Origin of the sequence: Rhodococcus sp. NPDC060176 (assembly GCF_042728675.1) — a bacterium.
Classification (GTDB): domain Bacteria; phylum Actinomycetota; class Actinomycetes; order Mycobacteriales; family Mycobacteriaceae; genus Rhodococcus_F.
In genome coordinates this window covers 130,600-145,856 of record NZ_JBHWYS010000003.1, presented here as the reverse complement: position 1 = coordinate 145,856, position 15,257 = coordinate 130,600, and the positions used below count along the sequence as shown (strand labels likewise).

The 15,257-nt window shown below is 59.8% G+C and carries 15 protein-coding genes; 7 read left to right on the top strand and 8 right to left on the bottom strand.

What is annotated here, in order from left to right:
- Positions 1 to 113: 113 nt before the first annotated feature.
- Complete coding sequence (locus tag ACFWEM_RS15580; RefSeq protein WP_378534845.1) at positions 114 to 581, top strand: hypothetical protein; 468 nt, start codon at positions 114 to 116, stop codon at positions 579 to 581.
- Between the two features lie 143 nt (positions 582 to 724).
- Here the strand turns inward: ACFWEM_RS15580 and ACFWEM_RS15575 are convergent, their stop codons facing one another.
- A complete protein-coding gene (locus tag ACFWEM_RS15575; RefSeq protein ID WP_378534844.1) occupies positions 725 to 910 on the bottom strand; it encodes a hypothetical protein in 186 nt (61 codons plus the stop codon).
- Positions 911 to 1,350: 440 nt separating this feature from the next.
- Positions 1,351 to 2,391 carry a helix-turn-helix transcriptional regulator gene (locus tag ACFWEM_RS15570; protein ID WP_378534842.1) on the bottom strand — a complete coding sequence of 347 codons (1,041 nt, stop codon included), beginning with the start codon at positions 2,389 to 2,391 and terminating at the stop codon, positions 1,351 to 1,353.
- Between the two features lie 62 nt (positions 2,392 to 2,453).
- Between ACFWEM_RS15570 and ACFWEM_RS15565 the strand changes: the two genes are divergently transcribed.
- Entirely contained in the window at positions 2,454 to 2,882 is a 429-nt protein-coding gene (locus tag ACFWEM_RS15565) for a VOC family protein (protein ID WP_378534840.1), read from the top strand.
- A 417-nt stretch (positions 2,883 to 3,299) separates the two neighbouring features.
- Here ACFWEM_RS15565 and ACFWEM_RS15560 read toward each other — a convergent pair whose 3' ends face one another.
- From ACFWEM_RS15560 to ACFWEM_RS15550, 3 genes are all read right to left on the bottom strand, one after another.
- Entirely contained in the window at positions 3,300 to 4,517 is a 1,218-nt protein-coding gene (locus tag ACFWEM_RS15560; protein ID WP_378534838.1) for an IS110 family transposase, read from the bottom strand.
- An 808-nt stretch (positions 4,518 to 5,325) separates the two neighbouring features.
- On the bottom strand, positions 5,326 to 5,865 hold the full coding sequence (locus ACFWEM_RS15555; protein WP_378534836.1) for a hypothetical protein: 540 nt from the start codon (positions 5,863 to 5,865) through the stop codon (positions 5,326 to 5,328).
- Positions 5,862 to 6,692: a hypothetical protein gene (locus ACFWEM_RS15550; RefSeq protein ID WP_378534834.1), complete on the bottom strand. Its 831-nt coding sequence runs from the start codon at positions 6,690 to 6,692 to the stop codon at positions 5,862 to 5,864. Before ACFWEM_RS15550 ends, ACFWEM_RS15555 begins: the two co-directional genes overlap by 4 nt.
- 291 nt (positions 6,693 to 6,983) lie before the next feature.
- Between ACFWEM_RS15550 and ACFWEM_RS15545 the strand changes: the two genes are divergently transcribed.
- From ACFWEM_RS15545 to ACFWEM_RS15535, 3 genes are all read left to right on the top strand, one after another.
- Positions 6,984 to 7,883: a hypothetical protein gene (locus ACFWEM_RS15545; RefSeq protein WP_378534832.1), complete on the top strand. Its 900-nt coding sequence runs from the start codon at positions 6,984 to 6,986 to the stop codon at positions 7,881 to 7,883.
- 146 nt (positions 7,884 to 8,029) lie between these two features.
- Entirely contained in the window at positions 8,030 to 9,646 is a 1,617-nt protein-coding gene (locus ACFWEM_RS15540; RefSeq protein WP_378534830.1) for an AAA family ATPase, read from the top strand.
- Positions 9,647 to 9,856: 210 nt separating this feature from the next.
- On the top strand, positions 9,857 to 10,462 hold the full coding sequence (locus tag ACFWEM_RS15535) for a recombinase family protein (protein WP_378534828.1): 606 nt from the start codon (positions 9,857 to 9,859) through the stop codon (positions 10,460 to 10,462).
- 145 nt (positions 10,463 to 10,607) lie between these two features.
- On the opposite strand, the gene ACFWEM_RS15530 is transcribed toward ACFWEM_RS15535, so the two are convergent.
- The gene (locus ACFWEM_RS15530) at positions 10,608 to 10,874 is read right to left on the bottom strand and encodes a hypothetical protein (protein WP_378534826.1); all 267 of its coding nucleotides are present in this window, start codon (positions 10,872 to 10,874) and stop codon (positions 10,608 to 10,610) included.
- Positions 10,875 to 11,029: 155 nt separating this feature from the next.
- Between ACFWEM_RS15530 and ACFWEM_RS15525 the strand changes: the two genes are divergently transcribed.
- Entirely contained in the window at positions 11,030 to 11,653 is a 624-nt protein-coding gene (locus ACFWEM_RS15525) for a hypothetical protein (protein WP_378534824.1), read from the top strand.
- A gap of 337 nt (positions 11,654 to 11,990) precedes the next feature.
- A complete protein-coding gene (locus ACFWEM_RS15520; protein ID WP_378534822.1) occupies positions 11,991 to 13,538 on the top strand; it encodes a glycosyl hydrolase family 79 C-terminal domain-containing protein in 1,548 nt (515 codons plus the stop codon).
- A gap of 148 nt (positions 13,539 to 13,686) precedes the next feature.
- Here ACFWEM_RS15520 and ACFWEM_RS15515 read toward each other — a convergent pair whose 3' ends face one another.
- Positions 13,687 to 14,613, bottom strand: coding sequence for an amidohydrolase family protein (locus tag ACFWEM_RS15515; RefSeq protein WP_378534820.1), 927 nt, complete (start codon positions 14,611 to 14,613; stop codon positions 13,687 to 13,689).
- Positions 14,610 to 15,245 carry a TetR/AcrR family transcriptional regulator gene (locus tag ACFWEM_RS15510; protein ID WP_378534818.1) on the bottom strand — a complete coding sequence of 212 codons (636 nt, stop codon included), beginning with the start codon at positions 15,243 to 15,245 and terminating at the stop codon, positions 14,610 to 14,612. The genes ACFWEM_RS15515 and ACFWEM_RS15510 overlap by 4 nt, the downstream gene beginning before the upstream one ends.
- Positions 15,246 to 15,257: the final 12 nt, after the last annotated feature.

The window sequence follows — 15,257 nt, the reverse complement described above, 5'->3', positions numbered from 1 at the left end:
CGTTGGGGTGACCGCAGATGGAGCAGATGCTGGCGCGTGTGACGACGCGGGAGACCGCTGAACGTCAAGGGGCGCAAGCTTCCTGAGGAACTGTTGCTCTAGAGTTCCGACTCGTGCAGAAATTGTTTCGTTTCACCTTCCAACTTCGGGCTCCGCTCACTATGCAGCAGGTCAATTTGGTACTGCCCGCAGTCCGTGCGCTGATGGAGCGAGAGGGGCTGGAGCCGAATTACGGACAGCTCGACCCCGAGGGCGAGGATCAGTGGATGATGTCCGGCTGGACTGCCGATCTTGACTACGACGTATACCTGGATCGCTATCCGGGAGGGTCGATCGAGGTTTGGCAAAAGTCGGTGGAGCAAGCCAAAAAGCAGTACGGCTCGACTGCCGATCTTGACTACGACGTATACCTGAAGCGCTATAAGGGAAGGTCGATCGAGGATTGGCAAAAGTCGGTGGAGCAAGCCATAAAGCAGATAGTGGCAGAAGCGAATCCGGCGGCGCGAGTGTCCTGTGAGTGGCGTAACTCGGACGACGAGGACTTTGAAGTCCTCGTCTATGAGGACGCTGACGACGAGTGATGCGCTCGGTCTTTGGGTTGTAGTCGTCGTCGGTCGGGACAGGACGGAGCTGATCACGATTGAAGATGCCGGAGCGTCCCGCCCCGGCGTAGGAGTACAGCAGTGCGGCCCGCACCAAATCCGGTGCGGGCCTTGTTGGTTGGTTAGTCCAACTGTGTATTCATCTTGTTCGCGAGCCATTCCGCGTCCGACTGGACCATCGGTCCGCGTAGGCAGTAGCGGCCGCGGTTGTCTTGGACGTAGTGGGTGAAGCACTCGTTCTCGTGTCCGCTGTGTTCTTCGGTGCGGGGTATCGCGACAAAGCGTGTGGGAGCGGCTGTTTCGGTCATGTTGCTGCCTTTCTGAGAGTCGGTAGAGTCGCTCCCCTGTCACCATGTCGAGGGTGGGCTGTCAACCCCGTAGAGCGAAGCGTGGGTTGACGGGTCGGGTCCCCGGCATGGTGTTCTGGGGCGACTTGTACGACGACTTTCTTGACCACTCGGCGCTGCGTGGCAGCAATGGCGCAGGAGGTGGCGTTCGGTTCTTGTGTGTGGCCGGCGGTGGGTGTGTGCGGTGGTGGGCACCTCCCGCTCGGTGCGCTGGCGGGGATCCCAATGCGGGAGCGCAAGGCGCACGGCGAGCACTTAAGGGAAAGCTCTTGGTGTTGCTGGCCAGCAGATTGTTGACCGCTGATGAGAAGCTATGGCTAATCAGTCACTAACTGACAGGCCAAGTTGGATCAGACAGGTGGAGTCGATGTCTGCAGTGGGGCTGAGCTGAGGCCGGAGGTTCAGCCGGGTGTCGATCCCAGACCGGGCGCCGCGACGGGCTTGCTTGCGTCGTCACCGCATGCAGCAAGCAAACGCCCGGCCAGAACCCGGACGTGTTCTCGAAGCTCGCCTGGTTCTTCGATGAGCAGGTCGCGGCCGAGTCCGGCGAAGTGCCGGACTACCCAGTCGAGGCGCTCAGCGCCCAGGCGGACACGGGTCCATGGCTCCGTGTTGTCGGACGCGGCCGGCTCCAGCGTCGCCAGGCCGGCGGGGAACTGCGAGCGTAGGTCGTCGATGGTGCCGGCGACGCGGACCGAAACCTGATAGCGCCACGGGGTGGCCGCCAGGCTCGTCAGAACGGTCGCGCTCGCGTCGAAGTCGTCGGGGACGTTGAACGATCCGGGCAACGCCACGGGGTTGCTGATCCGATCGACACGGAAGGTCCGGACCTCACCGGTACCCGACTCGTGGCCTGTGACGTACCAGCGTCCGGAGCGGGCGACGATGCCGTAGGGCAGGATCGTGCGCTCGCTGGCTTGCCCGTCCTTGCGGGTGTAGCCGATCTCGACGGGGTGGCGATCGCAGGCGGCCTCGGCGATGACCATCAGCACCTTCGGATCGGTGTCACCGAGGGCTTCTCTGCTCGAGCGTCCAGACGGGCCGAGGAGCGTCAGGTCCGCGGTGGATAGCAGCGCGTCTAGCCGTGCCGCCGTTCCTCGCGGCAACACGCGACGCAACTTGCCGACAGCGCTCTCCACGGTCTCGCTATCGATCGGCAACCCGCCGCTACGACGGCCCACGACCAGCCCTAAGAGCAGTGTGAGCGCCTCCTCGTCGGTCAACATCAGCGGCGGCATCCGGTAGCCGGGCGCCACCCGGTAACCACCGTGCCGCCCGCGGATCGACTCGACCGGCACCTCCATCTCGACCAGTTGCGCGACGTAGCGGCGCACGGTCCGCTCGTCGACGCCCAGCCGGGTGGCAAGAGTTGCGACCGACTGGATCCCTCCGGCCTGGAGGAACTCCAGGAGGGTCAATACACGAGCAGTCGATCGGGCCACGTGAACAGATTCCCACGAATACCGGGCGAATTCAGCCCTGTATCGGCTTTAGCATCACAGGCATGACCAACTCCCATGCCACCGCCTTCGTCTCGACCCGCATCATCACCGACAACCTCGATCCGATGGTCGAGTTCTACGAGCAGCTCACCGGCATCACCGCCGTACGCCCTGCGCCGGTCTTCGCCGAGATCCTCACCCCGACCGCGACCCTCGCAATCGGCAGCACCGCCACGGTGCCGCTGTTCGCAGTCGGCGCTGCCGAGGCAGCCGCGAACCGGTCGGCGATCTTCGAGTTCCTCGTCAACGACGTCGACGCCGAGTACGCCCGCCTAGCCGCACTGGGCGCGGAGTTCGTCGCCGAGCCAGCACTCATGCCCTGGGGCAACCGGGTCTTCTTCCTTCGTGACCCCGACCGAAACCTCGTTGGCGTGTTCAGCCCAGTGAGTGCGGAGGCGATCGACCGCTTCGCCGGCCGCTACAACCGCTGAGAGCGCGGGACGATGAGTAGGAGACAACGCCCTCAGTCGGAAAGAAGCCTTGAAACCTTCGCCGCGGTCGCAGGGCCTGACTCTCCCGGACTACCGTGCCGGTCGCTGAGACCGCAATGGCCCGCGTCCCCCGCGTCCCCGGAGTGCACTCATGACTCCCGAAACGCACCGCTGTCCATCGAAGAGCGACGTCGCCGCGCAGGCCAGACCTCCAGGCGGTCCTCTCCGCGATAGCGGCTGCCAGCGAGGCCGCCGCGCGCGGCGTTGGTTGAGCTGCACGGCGTCACCGAACTCGGTGACGACTCGGTCATGAATATGGCCTATCGGGCAGCTCCGCAGCGATCACACCGCCGCCAATCGGCGTACCCTCCATGGAAGAGCGGTACCGCCACTAACTCACCGACAACACTTGCGGCCCTAGGCAGCGGCCGGGACAGGTCCCGCCTGCCTAAAGCCAGGACCAGACAGAGACCACACCCGCTCGTCACGAACCAGCGCCCACACGACGTCGACGAGGCGGCGAGCCAACGCAATCAGCGCGTGCACAGCCGAGCGTTTCTCGCGACGTTTGCGTTGGTAGAACTCTCGCGAGGGCCCGTCGCGTTGAGAGCTGTTGAGCGCGGCCATGTAGAACACCTTCCGTAACCCGCGGTGATAGCGCTGCGGTCTGCGTAGGGTGCCGTGACGGTTCCCCGAATCGTGCGGGACCGGGGCCAGTCCGGCGTGGGCGGCGAGTTTGGCGGCTGAGCCGAACGAGGCGAAATCACCGCCAGTGATCGCGACAAGCTCAGCGCCGCTGCGGGTCCCGATGCCTGGCACCGATTCCAGAATCCGAGCATGACGATGCCTGCGAAATACCGGGGCGATCTGCTTGTCCAAGTCGGCGATCTGCCGGGTGAGCGCGATCAACGAGGCGGCTGCCTGCTGCACTAGCAGCGCTGTGGTCGCCTCACCAGACAAGGCAATGGTCTGTCCGCCGGCCGCGGCCCGAGCAGCGCGGATCATCTTCGGGATCGTCGGGCGACGCACTCCCTGTCCGCGCAGGTGATCGTAGATGTCCTCGTCAGTGGCGGCGTTGATTGCCGAGGGTGTGGCGAACCGGGTGATGAATGCCAGGCCGGTCAGGGTCGAGTAGTCAAAGCACCGTTCCAGACCGGGAAAGCTGCGGGTCAGCAAGCCCCGCAGCCGGTTGATGCCTCGGGTGCGTTCGGTGACCAGATCGCTTCGGTGACCGGTCAGGAGTTCGAGTTCGATCGCGAGATCGTCGGGCACCGCGACCAGAGCGAGGTCGGTGCGTAGACGCGCCGTCTGCGCGATGACGACCGCATCGCGGGCGTCGGTCTTGCCTTCGCCCGCGAAAGCGCCGGTCATGCTGTGCACGACCCGACCGGGCACATACCGTACCTGCTGGCGGTGGGCAATCAGCACGCCACGGAGCAAAGCAGATTCGGGCGCGGTCATGTCGATCGCCCACACCACCGACTCCATATCAGCGACCCGCTCGAGCACCGTCTCGATCTCGGTTTGGTCATTGCGAATCCGCCGCGACCACAAGATCGCGCCGTGTGCATCGACAGCTGCGGCGTGATGGGCGTGGCGGCCGACATCGACTCCTACCCAAACATTTTCGACCATATGAACTCCTTTCGAACACGTGGAGCTCGTCAGGGTTGTTCCGCCGGCACACCTTTACACAGCGACAAAGTTCGCGAACACATCTCAATCAGCGGCCGAAACAACCCGCCGCGGTCCGGGGTGACCTTCCACGAAAAGCCACCAGGGCAACAGGTTATTGTCGAGCCACACCCCGGACCGCCGACGAGCACTCGAAGCAACGACCTCAGGCCACTCCAACGCAAAGGTGATTGTGCGGGAGCGACGGAGCTGGAGCACGGCTGGTGTCGCGGTAGCTCTGGTTTGCGGTGGTGAATGAGCATCAGGTGGTCACGTGTGACCGATCTGCAAGGTTGTTGCAGGTCAGGACTTCGGCTTTCGCTTCGGTCTGGTCAGTGTGGCGACCTGATGCTCGTCGCGATGTTGATGGTAGTTCGGGTATCCGACAGGCATGAGTCGATCGCGTCGTTCAATTGGGCCTTAGATGATGCTGACAATCTCTGAGTTGTATTGAATTTTGTGATGGAGTTCCACAGAGTCGCATGATCTTCGTCGGACTGGGCTTCCGTCTGTTACCTCTGTCGACCCATCAATAAATTCCGTGCCAGGAACCGGTATTCCGCCTGCCAGGTGCCACTATGAAAGTCCGTTGCTAACGATTGGAAACACCTTCATTATCGGAGGTGTCCACTGCAGTAGCTGTGGAAAGTGGTTCGTGTAGGAGGTCTCCGGGGCGTAAGTACCCATGCAGGCAGCCTCACCAGATGGTTTCTAGCCTTGCGCGCCCACATCGACCGTAGAGCCTGGCCCATTAGGGTCAGGCTCTCAGTCATTTCAGGACCTGAACGGTGACGCGATGCTCGATTGCTGCCCTGGCTTTTCCACCTCGCCCCCACGCCCAGGCATGGACATCGGGAATCCATAGCAGCGGGTTGCCTGTAGACGCGGGTTCGTGGAGATACTCGAGGGCGGGGTTGTGGCTGAGCACGTCGTGGATGATCTTCCGATCTCTGTGGTCCTCGCCGCAGGATTCGATCACCGCTCTCTTGACGCCGATTGTGGAGAGGCGACCGAATAGTTCCGAAAACGCTAGGTCACGTGCAGTTCGAAAGTTGCAGGACTTCCTTACGACGTACAGATAGCTGTGAACATCGAGCGCAGCCACGCCGTTGATGATCCGTTGAGCATTCCTGCCTTCGTTCTTCATGTGGATGCGGTTGGTCCCCCTGGTACGAAGGGCCAGCATCCCTGTCCGAATCCCGCTCACGTCTGATGATGTGAGCGTAGAGGCACAGACCATGTACTTGTCTTTCCCCGTCCGTCCGGATTCGTCGATGAAGGCGTGCAGGACGCCGCTGCTCGCCATCATTGGCCTCCCTTTGGTCGGGGTGTGGACTGCTTTCTAGCTTCGATTTGAAGGTCCCGTCTGCGGACGGTACTGAAGGGGTCTCGAAGAGCGCGATGGTAGCGCTCGCGCAACACTCCCTTGGGCAGCCGCGGCGAAGCTTCGCGCTGAATGTGTATGTCGAGGAGCTTTTCTGCGTTGAGTTCCGCATAGCCACGCTCAGCTGTTCGTTCGGAGATGCCGTACCACTTCGGGGCGCGGTCGACCGCCATCTCGAAGGGTGGCTTTCCTTGGGTCTCCTTCAACATGATCAACAGCATCGCTTTGCCAGGCAGCCGTAGTCGATCGATGTACCCGTCCGTCCAGTACTCGTGCGGGATGGTGAAGTAGCCTTCGCTTTCGGTCAACTCATCGGGACGGCCTGGTTTGGACCATTTCCGGCCACTTCCGTCTTCCAGCAGTGGCGTGATGATCGTGGTGTGGCCCTGCCGGGTCCGCGTCACCAGGTCCATCCCCTCGAGAACACGGAAGGTCTTTGACACTGTGGTGAGGCCACAGGGCTTACGGGTGCTAAGGATGTTCGCCCATGCTCCGAGAGGGAGGGGGTCGTCGTCTGAGAGGACCGGCTGCAGGGCGTAGGCAGTCAACATGGCGTCGAGAGCCCGTTCCTGTCGGTTCGTCACAAACGACGCGAGCATGGATGCGCGGTCGGTCGATCCCGGGGGGCGTTGTACGAACGAGTTCCGTACTGGGCAGTACTGGCGTTTGGCGCTCGCCAAAAGGCTGCTGAGGGCCTGGGCGGGAGTCGGCGGGGTGTCGTCGACTAAACCGGCAAATGGGTTGGTGCTCATAACCAGGGACAATACCGGCTCAGCGGTCAGCGCATGACTGCGCAATAGAACGGAACTTATCCTGCCAGGTGCCACTGTGAGACACTTTGAAACTTCTAAATGAAACACCTGGTGAAATTCCCCTGAAACACCTTAAACACTTAGGGAGGACCGGCGGGGTGGAGCCGTCATTCTCGATTACACCGACTTGCGGCACCGGGAACTGATTCCAGCAATTCTGTGTTCGGCGTGTCGTATCGGTCCGAACAAGCTTCCACGCACCTTGCGGGGGCTTTGTGATGTGATTCAGCGATGGATCGAGAAGCGGTTTATCAGCTGGGGCTTTTGCAGCATCCACCACTCGAAAGCATGGTCAAGCGTGTGAAACGTGGCGGCGAATTGGCGTCTTGGGGGTTGAACGCGTTCGAGGCTCCGGATTCCGGCAGCTCGATGGCGCTCGACGACGACTCTGCATTTCGCGAGATCCCACCGAAGGGGGTGATCGGGGCGGTGTGCGGGCCCGTGATGTGGGCGACGGACAATTTGGCTTCGCTGGAGATTTTGGTCGATCAGGTCTCACACACCTACCCGTTCAAGCATCACGCTGCAAGTTTTATGTCTTTGTGCCGCAGTGCGTTCGAGTGCTCTGCTCAGACGATATGGATCTTGGCTCCTGAGGCACGGGACAAACGGCGATCCAGGGCGGCAGGCATGTCGGTGAATAATCTGGGTGCTGCCAAACGGTATTTCGACAGTGATTTCACACTTGCCACGGCGGCTGGCAGGGCTGGGTCGCGGGTTGAGAGCGACGAAGTCGCCGGTTGGATTACAGGGCTACGCAAACTGGAGCCTGAGTCGGCCAACTATTCGAAGATGGTGAAGGTAGCGGCAGCGTGGATTGAGGCGAGCGAACCTCCGCATCTCTCTGAGGAGTTCGGAGAGAAGCCTGTCGCCGAACTGATCGAGCAGCAGTACACCCTTTGTTCGAGTTTCACACATGGCCATACGTGGCCGGCACTTATCGCTGCGGGCAAACCTTCCGCGATGTTCGCCATGATGGCTGACTCTGCTGCGGTGGCGGTCTACGTCACCGAGTGCGCGATTGCACTCTTTGAGGCACAGGCGTCGAAGTCTGGAGGGAGCCGAACGCGGCATTACCCACCCCGGCTGCAATCCACGATTGAAAAGTGGGCGACTCCCTATTCAACCTGAGCGCCGGGCCCCAGCAGGGTTCTTGCAGCCACACATCACGAATTGTGCATGGCAGTCCCTCGCGAGATGGTTTCAATCCAGATGGACGCAGTCACTCCAGAGCAGTTTCAGCCTGTGGGCACTGATCGTTCCATCTACAATGCCGTATGACTGAGTACACCTTGACCCTTCCGAACGGCGAAATGCTGACGGGCGTTGAACCCGTCGTGATTATCGGCCCGAACGGCAGCGGAAAAACAAGGCAATCGCGAAATATTCAGGCAAACGTGAGCATGGATTTCATCAATGCTCTTCGAAATACGCGCGTGCCCTCAGAGCTTCCGGCGATGGGAATGGATACCGCTCGCGCACACTTTCAGAATACTGTCGCGCAGACTCGAAATAATCACTGGGAATTGGCGGGAGAGTTTGATTATATGCTTTCCCAATTACTTGGCCAACAATCCACAGTGGCCATAGAGTTCATGCGCCGCTACAGTGACGACCCCACAAAAGCAGGCGAACCGCCCGAAACACCATTAACGAAAGTTGAGCGACTGTGGTCTGAGGTGTTCCCGGGTAGAGAGCTACACTGGCGCGACTGGACACCCCTGGTCGTCAACAAGTCGTCGGGAACAGACACAGAGTATTCAGGTAGCCAGATGAGCGACGGCGAGAAAGCTGCTCTCTACCTAATGGGTCGCGTCTTTAGCGCCGAACCTGGCGTCGTAGTCGTAGACGAACCTGAGACACATCTACATTCACTTTTGGCGGTGCGCCTATGGAACGCGATCGAAAAGTCACGGTCGGACATTCGGTTTGTATATATAACTCATGATCTAACTTTTGCACTTTCACGACATGGAGCAAGATTCGTGCTGGCAAGTCCAGTGGCTGGACTGAGATCGATCGAGCTCGATGGACAACTTCCTGACGACGTATCGGAAGCCCTGCTTGGGTCCGCTTCACTATCCTTCTATGCCTCTAGGATTGTTTTTTGCGAGGGAGAAAACTCAAGCTACGACGGACCCCTGTATGAAGCGTGGTTCAACGGGCCCGACACGGTTGTTCGTCCGGTGCAAAGTTGCCAAAGAGTACTTCGATGCGTTGACGCTTTGCAGAATTCCGGCATATCAGCCGCCCTGGAGGCCATAGGAATCATCGACGGCGACTATTATTCGACAAACTTCCGCAACGGACTACCTTCCGGCGTCAAAATGCTCAATATTCACGAGATAGAGAGCCTACTATCCCTTCCCGCGATAGTGGAAGCGGTAACCAAACACGTCGGCGGAAGTTTCGATAAAGGAAAATATTTCGAAGACATGAAGAGCACTGTCAACGATCTGCAAATCCGTAGAGTTATCGTCTCGCGATGGAAGGCCCGCATCGAACCCATGCTGCAGGGTATCGTGTCCAAGGCCGGGAATAGACAAGCGAGTATCGAGGAACTGGCACAGGACCTCCCCCAGGTGTTCGACTTCCAGAATTGGTCCTTTTCTCCGGAGAAAATCCTCGAAGAGGAGAAGGAACTGGTCGAGAACGCGTTCAGGTCCGAAGATACTGACGAGTTCCTTCGCATCTTCCCTGGAAAACAAATGCTTCCGATAGCCGCGAAGGCCACCGGCCTCGCCGTTAAATCGTACGTCGACCTTGTCCTCCGCGCCCTGAACGGCTCTCTCCCTTCAGGAAAAGACCTTGCGACTGCGGTGGAAGGTGCCTTGTCGGGGCACCTCCCCTCTCGCTACGTCGCCGCTGCAACTCCGATCAATCAGCCGCTCTGAAGGGGCCTACAACCCAGAGCCGTCTCAGTCGCCCGCTGCGACTTGAGTGTGCGTTTTGACCGTCGTCATACCGGACGGTGAAGAACGGGCGCCTAGGCGCGACTGACGTGGCGAAATTTCGTACCGAAACGTCCAATTTGGGTGTCCGTTGGATTTGTCCGTTATGGCATAGGCTCTAGTGGACAATTCGTGTTCGGCAGTGGGGGTGGCGTGAAAATCGGGTATGCGCGGTGCAGTACGGTCCGGCAGGACACGGCGGTTCAGGTGGATCTTCTGGTGAAGGCCGGTGTGGATCGTGACATGGTCTATGTCGATCATGGTGTCAGTGGCCGGCAGGCTCGTCGGCCGGGTTTGGATAATGCGATCAACGCGGCTCGCGCCGGCGACGTGTTTTGTGTGACGAAGCTCGATCGGCTGTCTCGCTCGGCGAAGGATTTGCATGAGACGGTGGAGCGGATCGCGGAGAAGGGTGTGTCGCTGTCGATTGATGGTCAGGTGTACGACCCGGCTGATCCGATGGGGAAGATGTTCATTGGCATTCTTGCGTTGATGGCGGAGTTCGAGTCGGATCTGATTCGTTCCCGCACGCGTGATGCAGTTGCCGCCGCGACAGCTGCTGGGAAGATGAAAGGTAGGCCGCACAAGCTCTCGCCCGAGGAGCGTGCGTACCTACTGCAAATTTATGAAACGGGCCAGTTCAAGATCGAAACACTATGTAAGAACACGGGTTTGAAGCGTTCGTCGTTGTATACCAATATCCAGCTCGCGCGGATCGAGCGGGAAGCTAGCAGCGGGACCCCTCGGGTCGAGAACTGAGCTCGACAGCGGGATCCGGCCGCTAAGTCAATGGTGCAGATGCTGTCGGACTAGCTGTCCCTCAAGCAATTTCGCCCGTTTGATGTCGAGGCCGGTGCCCGTGTTTTGGATCAGGCGGGCGTGAGTGCAGTGCGCAGCTGTGCTGTTACCACGTCTTCGATACAGGTTGCGGGGTCGATGTCTTCTCGCAGGGTTGCTGATGCGTTGGCTGCTCCGATCGTGCCAGCGCAGAGGTTCGATGCGAGTCGGTGTGGTGGGGGGTATCGGTGAGTTCGCCTTCGGTGAGAGCGGTTTCGACGATGTCGCTGATGGCGTCAACCCGGTGTGCGAAGGCTGCGCCGTTGACGAAGGTGGGTTCGAGGGCAAGTTTCATTCCGGCGCGAAGGTTGGCGTTCTCGGCAACCAGGGCCATTGGGATGATCGCAAGGGCAGCTGCAAAAGCAGGTACGAGCGGACTGTTACCGAACAACACCACAGGTCATACCCCAGATATCTTCAACTGATTGTCGGCACGGGTGTCTACAGTCAGCTCGGGTAACAGTCCGGATCGAGTGCCAGGAGCAGGCGATGACGTTCGAGAGCGATGTTTCATTGCCGCTGCCCGGCATGCCCGACAGCGCTCCCGCACTGCCGTCGTTCCAGATGACGTTGATCGGGCAGCCCCAGCCGGTACGCATTCCCGAACGTCTGTGGCGTTCTTGGCTCGACGATCCTGCCGTCATTTCTCGCTTCGAGTCCAAGCGTTACCGCCGCCGGAATCAGTGCTGGCCCTGGATCGGCGGGGTGTCCTCGACCGGGCATGGTTCCTTCCGCGCGGCAAGCCTGCCCGGACCGTCCCGCCGCGGGACCGTGCCGGCGCATCTATTCGCCTATCAACTCTCATACGGCGTCATCTCGAGGTTGGGCTGGTCCAACACCGACGACGCGGTGCTGTGCCATCAATGCGACTTCGCCGGCTGCACCAACCCGGCACACATGCAGTTGGGAACCAATCGCAGCAACCGCCACGAATACGAGCTCCGGCGACGCAACATCGCCAGCCCCCTCGCTGACGTCCGGGGACCTGCGTGCCGCACTCGCGCCATCGCCGCCGCGATCCGTACCGGGATCGAACAGAACGCAGGAGTAGACGTCATCGAAGAGCGCATCGCCGCGGCCGAGGCTGCAGGACGTCCGCTCTCACTCTGGTAGCGACACTCACGATGCACGTTCCATGTGTATTACTTTGCTGTGCAGCAGATTTCGCCCTTAGAATGACATAATATAAGTTATCGGCATGAATTTACGATACTGATTCACACTGAACAGCTGAGACGCTGCTTCACAACCTTGAACCACATCCATCAACAAGACTTCGCGAACACGTCCGCATATCAACGAATGGCCCGCGAGGCCGGCGGCAGAAAAACCGAAAAGGTTTAGCATCTTGCTTCCGTAACGATCACTACAGTAAGGTTCCTCAAGTGAGGTGCGCCACACTTGTTGCGTGCCCAACACCCACTTCTAGGAGGCACTCCACTTGACGTCCTTGACCCCCAATCGCTCGACCCGCATCGCGGTCTTAAGCCTGTGCGCTACGTTGCCATTCGCACTTACCGCCCCCTCGGCCACTGCACAAGCTCCGTCCACTATCGTGATTCACGTCGACGCCACCCAGCCCGGTCGCACGATTCCCACTGACTTTCTCGGTTTGTCGTTTGAAGCGAATCTCATGCATGAGTCCTGGATCGACCCTGACCTCGGGAATGTCGACACCCTTCTCGAAAACCTCGGCGCCGGCAATATTCGTTTCAGCGCAAACCAGGTGGACAACACCGCATGGATGCCTGACCCCAACGGACAGGTGCCGGACTGGGCGAAAAATGGTCAACACGTCACTCCTGATGATCTTTCCCGGGTCGGCGCGCTTGCCGAATCCACTGGGTGGAGTATCGATCTCGGTGTGAATCTCGGACATTTCGATCCTGCCGCAGCAGCCGACCAAGTGCGCGAAGCGAAAGTTCGCATCAAAGACTCATTGCGGTCGATCGAGATCGGAAATGAACCCAACTTCTATATGCTCGCGCCGATCACCAAATCCGGTCAGCGATCCCCCTATATCCCGCAAACCTACATACGGGACGCGCAGACCTACCGCGAAGCCATCCATGCCGCAGTACCAGACATCGCGATCGAAGGACCGAATACCGCTGGAGCAGCTGTCGGGAATCAGGCACTCGATCCGATCGTCTCCGCAGTAGTAGTATCGCCGTGGCTCGATCCCTACATCTCTGCATTCGGCAACGACAGTACCTCCCTCAACCAGCACTACTACCCGTTCATCAACACGCAAAGACTCGGGTTCACTACCGGGAGTTCCGATTTCATTGGCGGGCTCCCCAGCATCGAGAAATTGATGTCTCGTGAAAATGCCGACAAGCAGACAGAATTCATTCGTAATTTTGTCGCCAAAGCTGAGAGCGCTGGCCTCAAACCCCGTCTGAGCGAGACTAATTCAGTTGCCAAAGAGGGCCGCGAGGGCGTCACCAATTCCTTCGGTGCGGCACTGTGGACTGTCGACTACCTTATGACCGCCGCGCGCGAAGGTGTATCCAGCGTCAACCTGCACAACCAACCCGACGACTGCGAAAGTTACTCTTTGATTTGCTTCGCCGACGATGACGCGCGACTAGCTGGCAACGCCCAGGTCAACCCGAACTATTACAGCGCCCTCATGGTCAGCCAGCTCTCCGGCGGCCAGATACTGCCCACCGCTGTCGAATCCGGACCCACGAACATCACCGCCCACGCAGTCCGCATGCCCGATGGCGCGGTCAAAGTGATCGTCGACAATTTTGATCGCACTTTCGAGGGCGATATCGACGTTTCCATCGTCGGAGACAACGGAACCCAGGTATCAGTCCAGCGATTGACCGCGGACTCCCCCGAGTCGACTAGCGGCACCGAATACGCTGGCACAGCCGTCGGCAACGACGGAGTGTTCACCGAGAACTCGTCAGAGACCTCCCCCCTCACTGGAGGGCGCTATCGCGTACGTGTCGATGAACCCACTGCACTTTTACTGTCCGTGAACTGATCAGCGCTTAGTCTCCGTTCCTGCTGACCTCAGGGTTGCAATCAGCACCAAGGCTCGCACTGCAAACGTGGTGCGGGCCTTGGTGCCGTTATCACCCGGACAATTCATAGGTTGCGCTGGCGCGGCGAACTGACGGTTTCTACCAGCGCTACTTTTTCAACCGAGGAAAGAGCGCCAGGGCGTTCCCGCGATCGATCGCAAAGCGTTGCTCGTCACTCATCGGATAGGTCTCGAGCATTGTGTCGAACAGCCTGCTACTCGGCGCGAAAGGGAAATCGCTGCCGTATGTGATGCGCGTCGGATCAGCGAACGCAAGCAGGGAAGGCATGGAGACAGGCGTCGACGACAAGGCGGTGTCGAAGTAGAAACGTTGGAGATCTTCGAAGATTTCTTCTGGCGCTATTTCTGGATTGAACTGCGCCGCACCGACGAAACGATATGCGGCATAAGGCAGAAACCCACCACCGTGCGACAAGATGACCCGAATGCGCTTGTGCCGGCGAAAGACCCCCTTCGCCACCATGTGAACTGCCGTCCGTGTGGTGTCGAACGGGAAGTCGAGTATGGGGCTGGGCATTCCCGTCAGCATTTGCATAGGGGGTGATGTCGGGTGGATGAACACCACGGCCGCACGCGAATCGAGTTCTTCCCACAACGGCTCGAAGATCGGGTCGCCCAGATACTTCCCGTCCGCATTCGACATCAGTACGATGCCGTCCGCGCCCAACTCGTCCAGCGCATGAGCCGCCTCTTCGAGCGCGCCATCGATATCGGGAAGGGGAAGGCTCGCGAAATGGCCGAATCTGTCGGGCCGGTTTTTTACCAATTCGGCAGTGTATGTATTCACCGCTCGTGCGATGGCCCTCCCCCCGGTGCCGGCACCGAGATGAACGCCGGGCGAGCTCACCGACAGGATTCCGGTCGCGATGTCGGACGAATCCATCAAGGCGAGCGCTTCGTCCGGTGACCACCGAGGGGTAGGCCACCCACCGGCGGTGAGACCGCGGTCATCGAGTAAGAGCCGATAATTGGGAGGAATCACGTGCTGATGAGTGTCGATGCGCCCGGCGGTCACGACTCTGCCCGCCCTGCGTCTCGCTCGAGCAACTGTAACGCTGCCGCGTAGACAAGGGTGCCGTGCAGCTCGAAGAGCTCGAGCAGCCCGACTTCACTGCCGATCTCGTTGGCGATGAAGAGACCGTCGGCGGCAGCGATGGCATATGTGGTCAGTAAGGCGATGGAATGCGGACGTAGTCCTGGCGCGAACTGTTCGATAGCAGCTGCGACCCGCTCGTGGGCGTCGCGGCGAACGTCCAAAAACTTCACTCTCGCTTTTGCTTCCACGGGGCGCCGCTCGAGTGCGAGCATCAAACCGAGGCGCAGGAAATCAGGAGTTTCGAGAAGACCCCTCGCGATTTGTAACGACATTGCGGTCACACGATCCTGTGGAGTCGGACCATCTGGAATCGTCATCGCGACGAGCCAACTTCCGAAACTGCGCTCGATCACCGCGGCGATGAGATCGTCTTTGTCTTTGAAATGCCAGTAGATCGAACTTGCGGGCAACCCGCACTTCTTGCTGACAAGCGCGATGGAAGTTCCCTCGTAGCCACGCTCACTCGCAACTTCGACCGTTGCGTCCAAAATCTTCAGGCGTGATTCTTCGCCATTCGCTCGTTTGCGCCGCGGCGCGACCTGCTGCGTCAACTACGTCTCCGG

What these genes read in the sequence shown, in the direction of transcription:
- ACFWEM_RS15575 (WP_378534844.1), bottom strand. Translation starts at nt 910, where the DNA reads ATGACCGAAACAGCCGCTCCCACACGCTTTGTCGCGATACCCCGCACC.
- ACFWEM_RS15565 (WP_378534840.1), top strand. Translation starts at nt 2,454, where the DNA reads ATGACCAACTCCCATGCCACCGCCTTCGTCTCGACCCGCATCATCACC.
- ACFWEM_RS15560 (WP_378534838.1), bottom strand. Translation starts at nt 4,517, where the DNA reads ATGGTCGAAAATGTTTGGGTAGGAGTCGATGTCGGCCGCCACGCCCAT.
- ACFWEM_RS15555 (WP_378534836.1), bottom strand. Translation starts at nt 5,865, where the DNA reads ATGATGGCGAGCAGCGGCGTCCTGCACGCCTTCATCGACGAATCCGGA.
- ACFWEM_RS15550 (WP_378534834.1), bottom strand. Translation starts at nt 6,692, where the DNA reads ATGAGCACCAACCCATTTGCCGGTTTAGTCGACGACACCCCGCCGACT.
- ACFWEM_RS15545 (WP_378534832.1), top strand. Translation starts at nt 6,984, where the DNA reads ATGGATCGAGAAGCGGTTTATCAGCTGGGGCTTTTGCAGCATCCACCA.
- ACFWEM_RS15540 (WP_378534830.1), top strand. Translation starts at nt 8,030, where the DNA reads ATGACTGAGTACACCTTGACCCTTCCGAACGGCGAAATGCTGACGGGC.
- ACFWEM_RS15530 (WP_378534826.1), bottom strand. Translation starts at nt 10,874, where the DNA reads ATGGCCCTGGTTGCCGAGAACGCCAACCTTCGCGCCGGAATGAAACTT.
- ACFWEM_RS15525 (WP_378534824.1), top strand. Translation starts at nt 11,030, where the DNA reads ATGACGTTCGAGAGCGATGTTTCATTGCCGCTGCCCGGCATGCCCGAC.